Raw genomic sequence first — 16,646 nt, 5'->3', positions numbered from 1 at the left:
GCGCAACAATTTGCCGACACGCCGTCGGAAAGCGCACCCGCGCTCAGGCCTCCAGCGTCCCTCGCGCCTCGCGCAGTGCCGCCCAGCGCGCCCCGATCCCCACCAGCGTCACCGAGCGCCGTTCATCGTCCGTGTCGCCGACCGCGCGGTGGATCAGCACCTGCAGCCGGTCCTCCGACAGCTCCTCGACCTTGCCGTCGCCCCATTCCACGACCACCACCGACTCCGGCAGCGACACATCGAGGTCCAGGTCCTCCATCTCGTCCAGCCCGCCGCCCAGGCGGTACGCGTCGACGTGGACCAGCGCGGGACCGCCGGTCAGCGACGGGTGGACGCGGGCGATCACGAAGGTGGGAGAGGTGACGGCTCCACGCACCCCGAGGCCCTCGCCGAGCCCCCGGGTGAGCGTCGTCTTTCCGGCGCCGAGCTCACCGGTGAGCATCACGAGGTCACCGGGGCGCAGTACACCCGCGATCCGGCGGCCGAGGGCCTGCATCTGTTCGGGGGACTCGACGGCGAGGCTCACGGTGACGGTGCCCGGCGCGGCGCCCTCGTCCACCTCAGCCGCCAGGCTGTTGTGCGGTGCTTCCATGCCCGCCAACGTTAGCCGCTGCCGGCACCGCCCCGACGCGTACCAGCAGGTCCGCCAGCCGGTCCGTCACCGTTTCCGGGTGTTCCAGCATCACCAGATGACCGGCGTCCGGGACGATGACCAGCTCCGCCTCCGGGAGATGGTCCGCGATGGCCTCGCTGTGCGAGCTGGGCGTCACCAGGTCCTTGTCGCCCGCCAGGATCAGCACCGGGAGGTCACGGAACGCGGGCAGGACGTGGCTCTTGTCGTGTTCGGTGAAGGCCGGGTAGAACTCGGCGACCACATCGATCGGGGTGGATTCGATGAGCCGCTCGGCGAACCGCTCGACCGCCGGGTCGACGTCCCGCGAACCGAACGAGTACCGCTTGATCAGCCCGGCGAAGAGATCGGCGGTCGCCCGCCGGCCCCGTTCCACCAGCTCGGCCTGGGAACCGAGCGCCCTGAGCACCCCCGGCAGCACCCGCCGCACGGCGTTCACGCCCGCGATCGGCAGCCCGAAACTGACCTCGCCGAGCTTTCCGCTCGATGTGCCGACGAAGGCGACGGCGGCGACCCGGTCCCGGATGAGCTGGGGGTACTGCTCGGCGAGCGCCATCATCGTCATGCCGCCCATCGAGTGCCCCACCAGCACCAGCCGGCCCTCCGGGGCGGCCGCGTCGATGACCGCCTTCAGATCACGGCCGAGCTGGTCGATACCGACCGTCACCCCGTCCGCCTGGGCCCTGCCCCGCTCGGAGCGGCCGTGGCTGCGCTGGTCCCAGTGGACGGTGCGGACCAGACCGCGCAGCGCCGCCCGCTGGAAGTGCCAGGAGTCCTGGCTGAGGCAGTAGCCGTGGCTGAAGACGACGGTGACGGGCGCGGGTGCCTTGCGGCCGAAGAGCCGGCGGCGGCGCGTTCCGGCCCCCGTGGCGGTAGCGGAGTCGCTGGTACCGCTCTCGCCGCCCCCGGCCCCCGTGCCGCCGTCCGGTTCGACCTCGTCGACCTCGTAGTACAGCTCGGTGCCGTCGTCGGCCGCGGCCCGGCCCGGCAGCCCGCGCAGCGAGCCGTACGGCCCCGAGGCGTCCAGCGCCAGCCTCGCCCTTCTGCGCATGCCACGGCCCACGGTCAGCCGCTCGACCGCGACACCGGCGGCCGCACCTGCCGCGATCACACCTATGGCGGCTCCAGCGATCCCTGCCCGGCGCCAGCCGACCGCCGTAGCGGCCGTCGTCACCGCGTCCCCCGCACCGATCTCGCTCACCGTGCCGCGCTCCTCGTCGGTCGTATCCGTCAGGTCAGGGCCGGTCTGTTCCGGTCGTGCTCAGATCGTGCCTGGTCAGGGGCGCTTGATCGGTCAGGACTCGGCCGGGGTTCCATTCAGATGGACGCGCGGCACACGGCTGCCGATCCGGGTGACGATCTCGTACGCGATCGTGTCGCAGGCCTGCGCCCAGTCCTCGGCGCTCGGCTCGCCCCGGTCCCCCGGGCCGAAGAGCACCGCCTCGCTGCCCACCTCGATCTCGTCCCCGTCGAGGTCGACGACGAACTGGTCCATGGCCACCCGGCCCGCGATCCGCCGCCGCACACCGCCGACCAGGACGGGCGCACGGCCGGAGGCATGGCGCGGAATGCCGTCCGCGTAGCCGACCGGCACCAGGCCCAGGGTGGTCTCGGCGGTGGTCGTGTAGTGGTGTCCGTAACTGACCCCGTGACCGGCCGGCACCTGCTTGACCAGGGCGACCGACGCGACGAGCGTCATGACGGGGCGCAGCCCGAAGTCGGCCGGGGTGCCCAGCTCGGGGCTGGGCGAGATGCCGTACATCGCGATCCCGGTCCGTACGAGATCGAAGTGCGCCTCGGGGATCGTCAGCGTCGCCGGGGAGTTGGCGATGTGGCGCACCTCGGGGTCGACGCCCTCCTTCTCCGCGTACGCGACCATGTCCCGGAACGCGTTCAGCTGGGCGGCGATGGAGGGGTGGCCGGGCTCGTCGGCGCAGGCGAAGTGGGACCAGAGGCCGGTGATCCTGACAGTGCCCGCGTCCTCGGCGGTGCGGGCGGCGGCGACCAGCTCCGGCCAGTCGGCGGGCTGGCAGCCGTTGCGCCCGAGGCCGGTGTCGGCCTTGAGCTGGACACGGGCCGGAATACCGGCTTCCGAGGCCGCGGCGACGACCTCGCGCAGAGCCCACATCCCGCTCACCGACACATCGATACCGGCCTCGATCGCCTCGCGCCAGGGGCCGCCCGGCGTCCACAGCCAGCACATCACCCGGCCGCCGAGCCCAGCCGCCCGCAGGGCGAGCGCCTCCTGCGGCGTCGCGGTGCCCAGCCAGGTCGCCCCGGCCTCCAGCGCGGCCCGGGCGCAGGGCACCGCCCCGTGCCCGTACGCATCGGACTTGACGACGGCCATGAGTTGCGCGCCGGCCGCCCGCGCGCGCAGTACACGCACGTTGGCGCGCAATGCGGCGAGGTCGATCTCGGCACGGGCTCTCAAGGACGCTGTCTCGTTCATCGCGCCCAGTCTCTCAGAGGCGTACGACAGGACCCTCGGGCGGCGGGTCGGGAAGGGCCCGCAGCCGGGGTCGCCCGCCGTGCCGGGTGTGTACACCTCAGTGGTGGCGCAGCTCGTGTTCCAGATGGTCGACGAGGACCGGGACATGGCTGTGCGGTACGTCCTTGACCGCCGTGACCAGCGTCACCGGGCCGCCCGCGCGGACCAGTTCCACCAGCTCCCCGACGGCCGCCGTGTGGGCGGGGTCGGCCAGCTCGGCGCGGTAGCGGTCGACGAAGTCGTCGTAGCGGGTGCCCGTGCGGTCCTCGTGGTACCAGGCGCGCAGCTCGTTCGACGGGGTGACGTCCTTGAGCCACTTGTCGATCCCGGCCCGGTCCTTCGCCACGCCGCGCGGCCAGAGCCGGTCGACGAGGACGCGGGTGCCGTCGCCGTCCTCCTGCGGGTCGTACACCCGGCGTACACGCACATCGCTGCTGTTGCCCACGATCGGCCCTCCTCTGTCGACCCCTGTCAGCCCGTGCCGGCGTCTGCCTGCGCCCAGGATCACTCAGGCCCGTACGTCCCGCCACGCCGCCGCGATCGCCTCCGCGACGTCCTGCGCGGCGACGGGAGCGCCGTTCGAGGCGTGGCGGGCGGCCAGGCCGTGCAGATACGCGCCGACGGACGCGGCGTCGCGCGGGGCGAGGCCCGCGGCCAGCAGGGAGCCGGTCAGGCCGGAGAGGACGTCGCCGCTGCCGGCCGTGGCCAGCCAGGAGGTGCCGGTCGAATTGACCCGTACGGGAGTGTCTGCGGTGTCGGTGGCGACCAGGGTCGTCGACCCCTTGAGCAGCACCGTGGCGCGGTAGCGGGCTGCCAGTTCCCGTACGGCGGCGAGCCGCCCCGCCTCGACCTCCTCGCGCGGGACGCCGAGCAGGGCCGCGGCCTCACCGGCGTGCGGGGTGAGGACGGTCGGCGCGGTGCGCGAGCGTACGGCGGTGGCGTCGAGCAGCCGCAGCCCGTCCGCGTCGACGAGCACCGGAACGTCCGCGGCCAGCACGCCACGGACCGCCTCGACGGCCTCCGTACCGTCACCGAGCCCGGGCCCGACGACCCATGCCTGCACCCGCCCGGCCTTCGACGGCGGCCCCGCGTGGACCAGCGTCTCCGGATGGCGCGCGATCACCGCTCCGGCGCCGGGACCGACGTACCGCACGGCTCCGGCACCGCCCCGCAGCGCCCCGGAGACGGCCAGCACCGCCGCCCCCGGGTACCGCGCCGACCCGGCGACGATGCCGACGACACCACGCCGGTACTTGTCGCTCTCGTTGCTGGGAGCCGGCAGGAGTGCGGCGATGTCCGCGTACTGCAGGGCCTCCAGGTCGGGTACGCCGGGCAGCTCGGACCCGAGCCCGATGTCGACGAGGTGCAGGGCACCCGCCAGGTCGGCGGCCGGGTCGATGAGCAGCCCCGGCTTGTGCGTACCGAAGGTGACGGTCGCGTCGGCACGCACGGCGTCGCCGAGCACCTCACCGGTGTCGGCCTCGACCCCGCTGGGCAGATCGACGGCGACGAAGGCCGCACCGGTCGCCTCGAAGGCCCGCACCAGCTCGGCGGCCTCCGCGCGCAGCCCGCCGCGCCCGCCGATGCCGGTGATCCCGTCCACGACGAGATCGATGTGCCCGCCCCAGGCGCTCGTCGCCGCGTCCCCCTCCGCCACGCGCCCGCCCGCCGCGAGCAGCGCCGCGAGCCCGCCCTCATGGGCGCGCCCCGGCGAGGTGAGCACAGCGCGCACGCCCGCGCCGCGGCGGGCCAGCCGGGCGCCCGCGTACAGCGCGTCGCCCCCGTTGTCGCCGCTGCCGACGAGCAGGACGACCCGGGACCCGTACACCCGGCCGCGCCGCCGCAGCACATCGGCGCAGGCCGCCGCGAGTCCCGCCGCGGCGCGCTGCATCAGGGCGCCCTCGGGCAGCTTGGCCATCAGGGCCCGCTCGGCGGCCCTTACGGTCTGAACGCTGTACGCAGTACGCATGTGCTCAACCCTCCGCGATCACCACGGCCGACGCCACCCCCGCGTCGTGGCTGAGCGACACATGCCAGTGCCGTACGCCCAGCTCGGCCGCGCGCGCGGCGACCGTGCCGATCACCCGCAGCCGGGGCTGCCCGCTGTCCTCGACGTACACCTCGGCGTCCGTCCAGAGCAGGCCGCTCGGTGCGCCGAGCGCCTTCGCGAGGGCCTCCTTCGCGGCGAACCGCGCGGCGAGCGAGGCGATACCGCGCCGCTCGCCGCTGGGCAGCAGCAACTCACTCTTCAGGAAGAGCCGGTCGGCCATCTGCGGCGTACGCTCCAGCGCCGCGTCGAACCGTTCGATCTCCGCCACATCGATCCCGACCCCGATGATCACGCCTGTTCCTTCACTGCTCGCTACTCCACGGTCACGGACTTCGCCAGATTGCGCGGCTGGTCCACGTCGTTGCCGCGGGCCGTCGCCAGTTCGCAGGCGAATACCTGAAGCGGCACGGTCGACACCAGCGGCTGAAGCAGCGTAGGCGTAACGGGAATCCGGATCAGATGGTCGGCGTACGGGACGACCGCCTCGTCTCCCTCCTCGGCGATGACGATGGTGCGGGCGCCGCGGGCCCGGATCTCCTGGATGTTCGACACGATCTTGTCGTGCAGCACCGACCGGCCGCGCGGTGAGGGCACGACCACGACGACCGGCAGATCGTCCTCGATGAGCGCGATCGGCCCGTGCTTGAGCTCACCGGCGGCGAAGCCCTCGGCGTGCATGTACGCGAGTTCCTTGAGCTTCAACGCGCCCTCCAGGGCTACGGGATAGCCGACATGGCGGCCCAGGAAGAGCACGGTGTCGTGGTCGGCGAGGGAGCGGGCGAGTGCGCGTACGGGTTCCATGGTCGCAAGGACCCGTTCGACCGCCCCGGAGATCTCGGAGAGCTGGCGGATGACGGTCCGGATCTCGTCGCCCCACTTCGTACCGCAGATCTGTCCGAGATACAGGGCGACCAGGTAGCAGGCGACGAGCTGGGTGAGAAACGCCTTGGTGGAGGCGACGGCGACTTCGGGCCCGGCGTGCGTGTAGAGCACGGCGTCGGACTCCCGCGGAATGGTGGAGCCGTTCGTGTTGCAGATGGCGAGGACCTTCGCGCCCTGTTCGCGGGCGTGCCGCAGGGCCATCAGGGTGTCCATCGTCTCGCCGGACTGGGAGATCGCGACGACGAGGGTGCGGTGGTCGAGGATCGGGTCGCGGTAGCGGAACTCGCTGGCCAGTTCGGTCTCGCAGGGAATCCTGGTCCAGTGCTCGATGGCGTACTTGGCGATCATCCCTGCGTGGAACGCGGTACCGCAGGCGACGATGACGACCTTGTCGACCTCCCGGAGCTCGCGGGGCGTGATCCGTACCTCGTCGAGATGGAGCCGGCCCGCGCCGTCGATCCGCCCGAGGAGCGTGTCGGCGACGGCCTTGGGCTGGTCCTCGATCTCCTTGAGCATGAAGGAGGCGTGACCGCCCTTCTCGGCTGCGGAGACGTCCCAGTCCACGTGGTACTTACGGACCTCGGCGGGCCGCCCGTCGAAGTCCGTGACCGTGACACCTTCCCGGCGCAGCTCCACCACCTGGTCCTGCCCCAGCTCGATCGCGGAGCGGGTGTGCGCGATGAACGCGGCCACGTCGGAGGCCAGGAACGACTCGTCCTCCCCCACCCCCACCACGAGCGGCGAGTTGCGCCGGGCCCCGACCACCGCGTCGGGCGCGTCCGCGTGCACGGCGACAAGGGTGAAGGCGCCCTCCAGCTGCCGGCAGACCTGCCGCATCGCCTCCGCCAGGTCCGCACAGGACGAGAACGCCTCGGCAAGGAGATGGGCGACGACCTCGGTGTCGGTCTCGGAGGCCAGATCGTGGCCCCGCTCGGCGAGTTCGGCGCGCAGGACGGCGAAGTTCTCGATGATCCCGTTGTGCACGACGGCGACGCGGCCCGCATTGTCGAGGTGCGGGTGGGCATTGGTGTCGGTGGGGGCCCCGTGAGTGGCCCAGCGGGTGTGCCCGATCCCGGTGGTCCCGGCCGGGAGCGGCGCCTCGGCCAGCGTCTTCTCCAGATTGACGAGCTTCCCGGCCTTCTTGGCGGCAGCCAGCCCGCCGTCCGCGAGGACGGCGATTCCCGCCGAGTCGTAGCCCCGGTATTCGAGGCGCTTGAGACCCGCGACGACGACGTCCTGCGCCGACTGCCCACCGACATATCCGACGATTCCGCACATACCGTTCCCTTCCTGGTCGCTCTCCCCTCTTCTTCGCATCGTCGCAGAAGGTGAACAAGGCGGCAGGGAACGCCGTCGGCACCACGTCGTCTCAGGCCAGCAGCAGCGGCATGTCCCAGTCCGAGGGGGAGCCCCCTGCGGAGTACGCGTCGAGGGCCAGGGCCAGGCCCGCCGCCCCGTCGAGGTACCCGGAGACGTCCGACCCGTACGGCACCTTCGTCATGGTGAAGCGGTAGCCGAAGGGCAGCTCCGGGTCGAAGGCGTCGACCAGCGGGGCCGCGATCCGGTCGCGGACCTCCTCGATCCGGCCGTCGCCGAAGTGCTCGTTGAGCCGCCCGAGCTGGTGCAGGGCCCCCGCCCAGCCGTGGCACAGCGCGTTGTCGTCGATGCCCCACCGGTCCGGGGTCAGCGTCAGCAGCCGCTCCACGGACGCCTTCGCCGTGCCGGTCCAGTCCGCGCGGTCCAGTGCCAGCCCGGCCAGTTGCAGCGCGCGGGAGACCGCGGGGGCGCCGTAGCACCAGGCGGGCCGTCCGGCGGGGGCGGCGAAGGCGCCGGGGCCCGCCAGCCACTCGGTGAGGCTCAGGTACGGGGGCCAGTACAGCCCGTGTTCGTCGCGCACCGCCCACCGGGTGAGCAGTTCGACGGACGACTCGATGGCCTCCCGCTGGTCCGGTACGCGAACCCCCTGCCGCCAGGCGAGCGACAGCAGCGCGAGCGGCCCGGCGACCCCGTGCGAGATCCCGAGGTTGAGGTGGCCGTCGGGCAGCTGGTCCTCCGAGCCGATCCGGGGCGCGTCCAGGGCCCACCACCGCGGCACCTTGTGGCCGCGGTGCTCCACCTCGCCCAGCGAGAGGCGGGTCAGGTAGGTGAGCGTGGTCTCCAGTTCCTCACCGCAGGTCTCGGCGCGGGCCAGCAGGTAGCGGCCCACCCCTGTCATCCCGCGCACCACCTCGTAGTGCCCGATGGTGGGCAGCGGGGAGTTCTCCGGGACGGCGGGCAGCGCGCTGCGGACCAGGTCCCGCTGGTATCCGTCGAGCCGCTGGAGCGCGGAGACGTAGCCACCCGTGGTGCGGTGGGCGATCAGGACGGCGAAGGCGAGGGCCCCCGGCCCCTTGAAGATGCCGCTCGGGGTGGTGTCCCCGAGGGCCGCGGCCGAGGTGGCGGCCGCGAGGTACCCGTGCGCGCGGGCGGTGCGGTCGGTGCCGGGACGGGTGGCGCCGCTGAAGGCGATGGCCAGTCCGGGGCTGCCGCTGCCGAGGGTCATCTCGGCCCAGATGGCCTCGGTCTCGCCGGTGTCGTTGGCCTCGGCCGGGATCCGGGTCGCGGCCACGGTGGCGGCGGGGTCGGCCAGCCGGTCGAGGATCTGCTCCGACACCTGTCCGGCGCGCTCGCGCAGTCCGGTTCGGTCGAGGGCGGTCATCGGGCGCTCCTGACGGCTGCGGCGGTGGAACGGGCCGCGTGTTCGCGGCGGGCGATACCGGTTCGGGCGGCTCCGCGCAGGACCGCGTAGGCACGGGCCTCCGCCGCCTGGTCGATGCCGAACAGCCGGTTGTGCCGCATGTGCAGCAGCGACAGCACGGCCTCGTCGCGGTCGGCCTCCGAGGCGGCCAGCACCAGCTTTCCGTAGGCCGCCGGTTCGGGCGCGTTTGCCCACAGCTCCGCGAGCGCGGGGACACGGAGTTCGGCCGCGGCGCGGCGGGCGGTGTCGCCGGGGATGTCTCCGGGGCAGATCAGCCGGTCGGCCAGGGCGCGATGGCGCTGGTAGACCTCGTGGTCGGGGCCCTTGGTGAACATGTGGACCGCCCAGGCGCACCAGTCCCAGTCGCCGAGCGAGTCCAGCAGCACCGCGTGCCCGGCGGCCGCGAGGACGTCGTCGGGCACGGCCGCCGCACCGGCGCGGCGGGCCCGGAGCTGGACCAGCGCGGACTGACTGTCCGTCAGGAAAAGCCTCTCGACGGCCTCCTGTGCGGCGGGACCGAGGTAGCGGTCGGTCTCCGGGCGGTACACGTCCACCGTCATCCCCCGTACCGCGCCTGATTCGGCCAGGCGCCGCACGTGCCGGGCGACGGCGGGCAGGACCCGTCCGTTCAGTGCGGCCGGGTCGCCGTGGAGACGTAGCCGCAGATGCGGGTCGGGGTCGCGGTAGCGCAGGAAGAACCACCGGTCGATGTCCGCGTCGATGTCGGTCAGCAGCACGGGAAGGTGTTCGGCGAGCAGGGTGTCGTGGGCGGTCTGCTCGGCGTACAGCTTGACGGTCAGCCAGTCCTCGCCGGGCAGGTGGAACGCCGTGGGCGCGTACCGGAGCGGGGACTTGGCGAGCGCCGGTGCGGCCTCTCCCGGCGCGTCGGCCGCCGGGGTACGCGCGGCGCGGACGAGCGGGACGACGATCTCGGTGCTGTACCCGGAGTTCCAGCCGAGCCCGGCGCCGTCCGCGGTGAGGTCCTCGTACAGCTGGAACCGGGGTTCCCTGGCGGTCAGTTCGGCGCGCAGCAGCCCCTGGTCCCACGGCTCGCGCAGGTCGATCGGGAACATCTGGTCGTTGCGGGCGATCTGGATCCGGTCGGGTACCCGGCCCCGGCGGCGCCACTCGCGCAGCCCCTCCTCCCATACGGACGTGCTCCCCGAGCGTGCCGCATCCATCAGCCGGCGCCCCGCGAGCCAGCGGCGCGGCGAGGTCAGCACACGGCCGTAGCGGACGCGCGGGAGGTACGGGAGGACGTCGAGCCCCGCCCAGTCCCAGCCGGACCAGACCCGGGGCCGGGCCGCGGCGAGGTCGGAGAGGAAGCGGGCGACGGGCGGGGCCTGAGCGTCGAGGGCCAGCATGTGCGGGAAGACGGGGACGACCTGGCGGCCGGTCGGCCCGTGCAGCAGCCGCAGCCCGTCCTCGCCCACGGCGACGAGGAGGGTCCGCCAGTCCAGGCAGTGCGGGTCGCCGCGGTCGTCGGCGACGCCGACCGGTATGCGGTACGGCAGCAGCGGCGGCACCTGCACGATGTTCAGCGAGCGCGGGTCGGTCGGCATGAGGTCGACCTGGGCCACGAGCACGTCCTCGTCGGCGGGTCCGGGGGCGGGGCCCGCGGCCAGCTCGGCGAGTTCGTCGGTGAGACCGGCGACGGCGGCGAAGCGGCCCGCGGTCGCGCCGGCCGTCCAGGAGCCGATGTGCGGACTGCCCAGGAGCAGGAACTCGCCCCGGTCGATGGCCTCCTGGCTGTCGGCGAGGATCTGGAAGCAGAGTTCGAGGGTGCGCGGCGCGCGGCCCCCGGGGGTTTGCCCGACGGCCTTGGCCAGGCGCGCCACGTCGGCGTCGGTGAGTTCGATGTCGCCGCCGTCGAGGATGGCCTGCTGGGTGAGTTCGGCGATCGCGGCGCGGCGGGGGCGGTCGGCGTCCTCGCCGGGGCCGACGCGTGAGTGGGCGGGCGCGGGGGTGCCGTACTCGGGCGGCAGACCGAGGCCGCGGTGCGGGTCGACGAGGTCGGCGAGCGGGACGGCGGAGGCGGTTCCGTACCGCTCGATGAACCGGTCGCGGTAGTCCCGCAGGTACGCGAGCGTGGTCCACTGCGGGGTCATCGCCCAGATCGCGGCGGCGTAGCGGCGCACCTCCTCGCCGATCGTCTCCGGCAGCACGATGTCGGCGGGCATCCGCAGGTCCACATGGACGGGGGGCCGTCGGCCGCTGTCCGCGTCGTCGCCGTCCAGGGTGCGGACGGCCGCGAGCAGCGCGCGCCAGGAGTCCCGGCCCCGGCCGGGCGGGTCCGCCTCGTGGGTGGTGGCGGCGGCGCGGACGGCGCGCAGTCCTTCGGCGGCGCCCGGTACGACCCCGTCGACGGCGGCCTCGATGCGGTCGAGGAGTCCGGCGTCGATGCGGTACGGCGTGAGGGAGGTGAGCAGGAAGCCGTGCTGGACGAGACCCGCGAGAAGGCCGTCGATGCGGCCCTGCTCGACGGAGGGGAAGCGGGCGCTCAGGTCGTCGACGAGTTTCCCGTACGGGACGGGCCGCGCGGCGGCCTCGCGGACGACGGCGACCAGCGCGTTGTCCCGGACCGAGATCTCGCGCTCGCCGGTGTGCAGGGTGATCCGGCCGTCGCGCCGGACGCACAGGTCGTTCAGGACGACATCGGTCCGGCGGCGGACCTCGGGGACGGCGAGCCAGCCGAGCACCCGGCGGTGCAGCCAGAGGCCGTCGAGCCGGACCGACACCTCGCCGGGGCCGGTGAGCGCGGCCTTGGCGGCGGGGCCGAAGGCGGCCCGGCCGACGCCCGCGAACAGGCCGAAGGGGGTTGGCCGGCCGCCGGCGCGGCGCGCGTACCGGGTGAGGGTCCTGGCCGCACTGAGGGTCCGCTTCCGGCCGAGGGCGGCGGCGCCCTCGGCGGTGGCGAGGCGCTGGAGGCTGAGGGAGAGGCTGCCGCTGGCGACCTCGACGGCCTGGCGGAGCAGCGGGTCGTCGGCCAGGCGGCGGAGCCCCGGAACGGGGTCGTCGGGGTCGATGCGGGGTTCGGCGCGGTCGCGCGGCGCACTCGCCATCCGCACGAGCACCGGCTCGCGGACCTCGAAGAGGTCCAGGTCCGGTTCCAGGTCTGGTCGCACGTCGGCAGCCCCCCATGGTGCGGCGGTACGGGAATGCGATGCGGTGGTACGGCGAGGCGAAGCGGGCTGAGCCCGCTTCGCCTCGCCTCACTTCAGCCGGGTCCCGCGCCGGTCGAGCCGACGCGTGTGCTGCGTCAGCAGCAGATGGGACAACGGGTGCCGATCGCGTAGCTGCTCGGCGAGGAGTACGTACCGGCGCCGAACTCCTGGGTCTCGTCGGAGACCTCCGAGATGCGGAGGTCGAGGTCCAGGTCGGCGGAGACGTCGTTGGCGAGAATCATTTCGGTGCGCATGTGTACCCCCAAAGGGTCAGTGAAGCGAACAAATGATTGGAATACCCGAGTGCCTGTTCGGCTCTCTCGTGCTCACTTTTCACTGCGGCACCACTGATCGGGGAGCCCGTTTTCAGCCAACCGGAAGAACAACGAAACGGCCCCGTCCAGGCGACAAGAACGGGGCAGTACGGGCCCTCGTGCGCTCGGAACGACGGAATCCGCCCCCGTGGACAGAAGCTTCTCCTGCCGCCCGCGCCACGCGATCAACGCCCCGGGCGGAATTCGGCGCCCGAAATCACGGCGTGGCAGGGTCCCACCCGTCACCATCCGGCCGCTCCGCACGGCGCCCCGCTTATTCGGCGTGATGTAGCCCTTGCCGCCGCCACGCTTCACTGCATATCGGCAGGGCTCGAAAAGATTGCCGACGGATTCGGCGAACCCTGCCGTGTACGGGACACCCCCTGTGGTTCAGCGCTTGAGGAACTCCAGGAGGTCCTTGTTGAACCTCTCCTTGTAGCCCGGGACGACGGCGATGCCGTGGGGGCCGCCTTCGTACACCTTGAGGGTCGCGTCCTGGATGAGTTGGGCGGTCTTGCGGCCCGTGGCGTCGATGGGGACGATCTGGTCGTCGTCACCGTGCACGACGAGCGTGGGGATGTCGAACTTCTTCAGGTCCTCGTGGAAGTCCGTGGCCGCGAAGGCGTCGACGCAGGCGACGCCGCCCTCGATGGTCTCGGCCATGGCCATGGACCAGAAGGCGTCCTGGTTGCCCCGTGTGACCTTGTTGCCGTCGCGGTTGGCGCCGAAGAAGGCGACCGCGGTGTCCTTCCAGAACTGCGAACGCTCGGCGAGGATGCCGTTCTTGATGCCGTCGAAGACCGGCTGCGGTACGCCCTCGGGGTTGTCGGGGCCCTGGAGCATCAGCGGACAGATCGCCGAGAGCAGCACCGCGGACCTGATCCGGTCGGTGCCGTGGCGGCCGATGTAGCGGGCGAGTTCGCCGCCGCCCATCGAGTGCGCGACCAGCGTGACGTCCCGCAGGTCCAGTTGGGTGATCAGGTCGTTGAGGTCGTCCGCGAAGGTGTCGAAGTCGTAGCCGTCCCAGACCGGGGTGGAGCCGCCGTGACCGCGACGGTCGTGGGCGATGCCGCGGAACCCGTTGTCCGCGACCGCTTTGAGCTGGTCCTGCCAGGCGTCCCCGCTCAGGGGCCAGCCATGGATGAAGACGACGGGGCGGCCGCGGCCCCAGTCCTTGTAGAAGATGTCGACACCGTCACGTGTGGTCACCGTGGGCATGCGTGTTGTCCTCTCGGATGTACTGCCGGGCCCCCAGTCCAGAGTGCGGCCGGGCTCCCGAGCCGCAAATCGGAACGGTGGGGACCCGCCGGCCGCGCCCGTCGTTCCGGGCGCGGCACCACGCCGCCTCGGGCGGGGCCCATCTCGCTCAGCGGCCACGACGTCCGCACCGCGCCTTCAGGGGCTTGGGACAGCGAGCTCAGGCAGGGCCTGACCGCGAGCCGTAAAGTAGGAATGACACATACTTTGAACCACTCCTACTTCAGGGATGCTGATGGCCTTCACCGGACGCAGTCGCGAGTTGCGCATCCTCGGATCCTGGCTGGACAAGGTCAGGACCGCTACAGGCGGCAGCGCGGGGCAGGCGCTGGTGATCAAGGGGCGGCGACGGATCGGCAAGACCCGGCTGGCGCAGGAGTTCTGTGCACGGTCGGGACTGCCGTACGTGTTCTTCCAGGCGACCCGCGGCCAGCCCGCGCCACTGGCCCGGCGGGCACTGTTCGACGCGGTCGCCGGGGCGCACGGCATGAGGGAACACGGGGCCGCCCTGGGACAGGACGCCGCTCCCGAGGACTGGGTCCGGACGCTTGCCGCGGTGGCTGCGACACTGCCTGCGGACGAGCCGGTCATTCTCGTGCTGGACGAGGTCCCCTGGCTGGCCGAGGCCGATGCGGGATTCGATGCGGCACTCAAAACCGCCTGGGACATGCACTTGTCCGCGAAGCCCGTGCTCCTGCTGATCCTCGGCTCCGATCTCGCGATGATGGACCGGCTGACGTCGTACGAGCATCCCTTCTACGGGCGAGCGGGCCAGTACACCGTGGGTCCGCTCAACCCTGCGGACGTGCAGGATTCCACCGCACTCGATGCCGCGGGCGCGCTGGACGCGTACCTGGTCACCGGAGGTTTCCCCGAGGTCGTGACCGACTGGCGGACCGGTGAGTCGGTGGCCGACTATCTGGCACGTCAGGTGGAGGACCCTTCATCGGTGCTGCTGACGACGGGCGAGCGTTCCCTCGCGGCGGAGTTTCCCGCACGGTTGCAGGCCGGCAGGGTGCTGCGTGCGATCGGTTCCGGTGAGCGGACCTTCTCCGGTATCGCCGCAAGTACGGGAGGAGTCGATGGACGTCCACTGGCGCACGGCACGCTCGCCCCGATACTGACCGAACTCATCGAAGCGAAGAAGATCGTGGCCGCGGAGCTTCCGTTGTCCATCCGGGCCGCCCCGAAACTCAAGCGCTACCGGATCGCCGACACCTACCTGCGCTTCTGGCTGGCGCATCTGGAGAACGCCGTTGCGCAGGCGGAGAGAGGCAGAGGGGACGTATCGGCTGCACGAATTCAGCGGTCGTGGCCGTCCTGGCGAGGCCGTGCGGTGGAGCCGGTGATCAGGGAGGCACTGGCCCGCAGAGTGCCGGACGGTCTGTTCCCCGAGGCGACCGAGGTGGGCGGTTGGTGGAACCGCCAGAACAACCCTGAGATCGACCTCATCGGCGCGGACGCACAGCCTGTGGCGCGTCGCCTCTTCTTCGCCGGATCGGTGAAGTGGCGTGACGAGACACCCTTTGGTGTACGGGATCTTACGGAGCTCGCATCAGCGGTACAGCAGGTGCCGGGCGCGGAAGGCGCGGCCCTGATCGCGGTCAGCCGCCGGCCGCCGACAGGTGCGGCAGCGGAGGGGCTGGCCGCCCACTGGGGTCCCGAAGACGTGCTCGCGGCGTGGCGGTGACGGCAGTCAAGTCAGAGGCTCTGTCGGCACCGTGACCGCCCCGCCCCCAGGACGACCGGGAGCGGGGCGGGCGCTGGTGGGCGCGGTGGTCAGTTGCCGGAGGCGTACGTGACGAACTCAGCCCAGGCGCGCGGCGCAAAGCCGAGGTGCGGGCCGGGGATGTTCTTGGAGTCGCGTACATGGATCGCGCTCGCGACTGCCGCCACCTCGACCCACTCAGGGCCGTCGTTGGTGCTGTAGCTGCTCTTGAACCAGGTCAGTTCGGTGTCCATACGTCTCCCCGGTGGGTCAGCTTCCCGACGCGTACGTCACGAAGTCTTCCCACGCCGAGGGCGCGAAACCGAGCTGGGGACCGCCCGGCAGGTTCTTGGAGTCGCGTACGTGGATCGTGCTCGCGGTCTCCGCCACCTCGACGCAGGAGGGGCCATCGTTGGTGCTGTAGCTACTCTTGAACCACGTCAGCCCGGGCAGCTCCCCGGCCGAGGGCTTGGCACTCATGTCTCTCCCAGCAGTTTCGTGATGAAGATCCGCGACAACCGAGGCGTGAGCGCCTGGGATCGGACCAGGCCGTACCGCATCTCAAGGATCTGGACTTCCTTCGGATCAGCGATCAGTCGGCTGGTGAGCTGAACCTCGTTGAGCCCCACAGCCGTTCCATCACTCAGCTTAAGCACCCGGTGCGAGCCGGCCAGCCCTGCATGCTCCTCCGTATCCGTCGGCATGACCTGGATCTCGACATGCCTCAACGCACTCAGCTCCAGCAGGTGTTCGAGCTGCCTGCGCAACACCATTTTGCCTCCGGTCGGCCGCCTCAGCGTCGCCTCTTCCTGGACGAACGTCAGCAGCGGGGCAGGGCGTCGCTCGAACACCGACTGGCGAGCCATGCGCCCGGCAACCAGGCGATCCATCTGGTCCTCGGTGTACAGGGGACGCCGCTCCCTGTACAAAGCGCGGGCGTACTCCTCCGTCTGTAGGAGGCCGTCCACGACATCGCCGGCGTACGCGCCCATCTCGACCGCCCCCGACTCCAACTTCGCTACGTCACGGACCTTCTTCGGGTACCGCGCCTCCGCCACGTCCTTCTTCATCGCGGCGAGCTTGCCGCCCGCACCCAGGACTTCGTCCGCCTTGTCGAGGAACTCCGGCTTGGGGATGCGCTTCCCGGCCTCCACCTTGTAGACCTGGTTCTCCCCGTAGCCGATCGCCCTGCCCAGTTCTGCCGCACGCAGGCCGGCCGCCTCACGCCACAACCGGATCTGCCGGCCGACCGCCGCGATCACCGCGCCCGAGTCGTCCTCGACGTCGAACTCCCAGTCAGGGCCGTCCGCCGTGTTGTCTCCGTTGTCCCGGTCGTCCTCGCTCGCCATACGACACCCGCCTCCACCCGTGCCCGCACCGTTTCGCGTTGGACGCCGTACCGGATGGACAGACCC

At 71.9% G+C, this 16,646-nt stretch carries 15 protein-coding genes; 1 reads left to right on the top strand and 14 read right to left on the bottom strand.

All coding sequences use genetic code 11. The annotated features are described in order from the left end of the window. Positions 1-43: 43 nt before the first annotated feature. From tsaE to ACIPEK_RS18605, 11 genes are all read right to left on the bottom strand, one after another. Positions 44-592: a tRNA (adenosine(37)-N6)-threonylcarbamoyltransferase complex ATPase subunit type 1 TsaE gene (tsaE, locus tag ACIPEK_RS18655; protein ID WP_401997102.1), complete on the bottom strand. Its 549-nt coding sequence runs from the start codon at positions 590-592 to the stop codon at positions 44-46. Further along, positions 561-1,832, bottom strand: a complete 1,272-nt coding sequence (locus ACIPEK_RS18650) for an alpha/beta fold hydrolase (RefSeq protein ID WP_401997099.1) — start codon at positions 1,830-1,832, stop codon at positions 561-563. The genes tsaE and ACIPEK_RS18650 overlap by 32 nt, the downstream gene beginning before the upstream one ends. A 93-nt stretch (positions 1,833-1,925) precedes the next feature. After that, positions 1,926-3,080 carry an alanine racemase gene (gene alr / locus ACIPEK_RS18645; protein WP_401997096.1) on the bottom strand — a complete coding sequence of 385 codons (1,155 nt, stop codon included), beginning with the start codon at positions 3,078-3,080 and terminating at the stop codon, positions 1,926-1,928. Positions 3,081-3,177: 97 nt separating this feature from the next. Beyond that, positions 3,178-3,564 (bottom strand): DUF488 domain-containing protein, encoded by a 387-nt coding sequence (locus ACIPEK_RS18640; protein ID WP_401997093.1) that lies wholly within the window; start codon positions 3,562-3,564, stop codon positions 3,178-3,180. A 63-nt stretch (positions 3,565-3,627) separates the two neighbouring features. Then, positions 3,628-5,088 carry an NAD(P)H-hydrate dehydratase gene (locus ACIPEK_RS18635; RefSeq protein ID WP_401997090.1) on the bottom strand — a complete coding sequence of 487 codons (1,461 nt, stop codon included), beginning with the start codon at positions 5,086-5,088 and terminating at the stop codon, positions 3,628-3,630. 4 nt (positions 5,089-5,092) lie between these two features. Further along, positions 5,093-5,461 carry a holo-ACP synthase gene (locus tag ACIPEK_RS18630; protein ID WP_093897275.1) on the bottom strand — a complete coding sequence of 123 codons (369 nt, stop codon included), beginning with the start codon at positions 5,459-5,461 and terminating at the stop codon, positions 5,093-5,095. Between the two features lie 20 nt (positions 5,462-5,481). Continuing rightward, on the bottom strand, positions 5,482-7,329 hold the full coding sequence (gene glmS, locus ACIPEK_RS18625; RefSeq protein ID WP_401997086.1) for a glutamine--fructose-6-phosphate transaminase (isomerizing): 1,848 nt from the start codon (positions 7,327-7,329) through the stop codon (positions 5,482-5,484). Between the two features lie 91 nt (positions 7,330-7,420). After that, positions 7,421-8,749: a lanthionine synthetase C family protein gene (locus ACIPEK_RS18620; protein WP_401997083.1), complete on the bottom strand. Its 1,329-nt coding sequence runs from the start codon at positions 8,747-8,749 to the stop codon at positions 7,421-7,423. Beyond that, a complete protein-coding gene (locus ACIPEK_RS18615; RefSeq protein ID WP_401997343.1) occupies positions 8,746-11,850 on the bottom strand; it encodes a lantibiotic dehydratase in 3,105 nt (1,034 codons plus the stop codon). The genes ACIPEK_RS18620 and ACIPEK_RS18615 overlap by 4 nt, the downstream gene beginning before the upstream one ends. Before the next feature lie 197 nt (positions 11,851-12,047). Continuing rightward, entirely contained in the window at positions 12,048-12,206 is a 159-nt protein-coding gene (lanA, locus tag ACIPEK_RS18610) for an SCO0268 family class II lanthipeptide (RefSeq protein ID WP_376284049.1), read from the bottom strand. Positions 12,207-12,656: 450 nt separating this feature from the next. Then, positions 12,657-13,484, bottom strand: coding sequence for an alpha/beta fold hydrolase (locus tag ACIPEK_RS18605; RefSeq protein WP_401997080.1), 828 nt, complete (start codon positions 13,482-13,484; stop codon positions 12,657-12,659). Between the two features lie 274 nt (positions 13,485-13,758). Between ACIPEK_RS18605 and ACIPEK_RS18600 the strand changes: the two genes are divergently transcribed. Then, positions 13,759-15,213 carry an ATP-binding protein gene (locus tag ACIPEK_RS18600; RefSeq protein ID WP_401997077.1) on the top strand — a complete coding sequence of 485 codons (1,455 nt, stop codon included), beginning with the start codon at positions 13,759-13,761 and terminating at the stop codon, positions 15,211-15,213. An 89-nt stretch (positions 15,214-15,302) separates the two neighbouring features. On the opposite strand, the gene ACIPEK_RS18595 is transcribed toward ACIPEK_RS18600, so the two are convergent. Genes ACIPEK_RS18595 through ACIPEK_RS18585 form a run of 3 tightly spaced genes read right to left on the bottom strand, consistent with a single transcriptional unit; the run spans position 15,303 to position 16,580 of the window. Next, a complete protein-coding gene (locus tag ACIPEK_RS18595; RefSeq protein WP_401997074.1) occupies positions 15,303-15,485 on the bottom strand; it encodes a DUF397 domain-containing protein in 183 nt (60 codons plus the stop codon). A gap of 16 nt (positions 15,486-15,501) precedes the next feature. Next, entirely contained in the window at positions 15,502-15,711 is a 210-nt protein-coding gene (locus tag ACIPEK_RS18590; RefSeq protein WP_401997072.1) for a DUF397 domain-containing protein, read from the bottom strand. Next, positions 15,708-16,580 carry a helix-turn-helix domain-containing protein gene (locus ACIPEK_RS18585; protein ID WP_401997069.1) on the bottom strand — a complete coding sequence of 291 codons (873 nt, stop codon included), beginning with the start codon at positions 16,578-16,580 and terminating at the stop codon, positions 15,708-15,710. Before ACIPEK_RS18585 ends, ACIPEK_RS18590 begins: the two co-directional genes overlap by 4 nt. Positions 16,581-16,646 lie beyond the last annotated feature (66 nt).

The organism is Streptomyces sp. NPDC088246, from assembly GCF_044741025.1.
Lineage (GTDB): Bacteria > Actinomycetota > Actinomycetes > Streptomycetales > Streptomycetaceae > Streptomyces.
Note: the sequence above shows the minus strand (reverse complement) of the source record. Positions and strands in the feature narration are given on the sequence as shown.

Bases quoted from the DNA above. Each gene is read 5' to 3' on its own strand.
- ACIPEK_RS18615 (WP_401997343.1), bottom strand. From the start codon at position 11,850: ATGGCGAGTGCGCCGCGCGACCGCGCCGAACCCCGCATCGACCCCGAC.
- tsaE (WP_401997102.1), bottom strand. From the start codon at position 592: ATGGAAGCACCGCACAACAGCCTGGCGGCTGAGGTGGACGAGGGCGCC.
- ACIPEK_RS18595 (WP_401997074.1), bottom strand. From the start codon at position 15,485: ATGGACACCGAACTGACCTGGTTCAAGAGCAGCTACAGCACCAACGAC.
- lanA (WP_376284049.1), bottom strand. From the start codon at position 12,206: ATGCGCACCGAAATGATTCTCGCCAACGACGTCTCCGCCGACCTGGAC.
- ACIPEK_RS18605 (WP_401997080.1), bottom strand. From the start codon at position 13,484: ATGCCCACGGTGACCACACGTGACGGTGTCGACATCTTCTACAAGGAC.
- glmS (WP_401997086.1), bottom strand. From the start codon at position 7,329: ATGTGCGGAATCGTCGGATATGTCGGTGGGCAGTCGGCGCAGGACGTC.
- ACIPEK_RS18635 (WP_401997090.1), bottom strand. From the start codon at position 5,088: ATGCGTACTGCGTACAGCGTTCAGACCGTAAGGGCCGCCGAGCGGGCC.
- ACIPEK_RS18600 (WP_401997077.1), top strand. From the start codon at position 13,759: ATGGCCTTCACCGGACGCAGTCGCGAGTTGCGCATCCTCGGATCCTGG.
- ACIPEK_RS18620 (WP_401997083.1), bottom strand. From the start codon at position 8,749: ATGACCGCCCTCGACCGAACCGGACTGCGCGAGCGCGCCGGACAGGTG.
- ACIPEK_RS18590 (WP_401997072.1), bottom strand. From the start codon at position 15,711: ATGAGTGCCAAGCCCTCGGCCGGGGAGCTGCCCGGGCTGACGTGGTTC.
- ACIPEK_RS18585 (WP_401997069.1), bottom strand. From the start codon at position 16,580: ATGGCGAGCGAGGACGACCGGGACAACGGAGACAACACGGCGGACGGC.
- alr (WP_401997096.1), bottom strand. From the start codon at position 3,080: ATGAACGAGACAGCGTCCTTGAGAGCCCGTGCCGAGATCGACCTCGCC.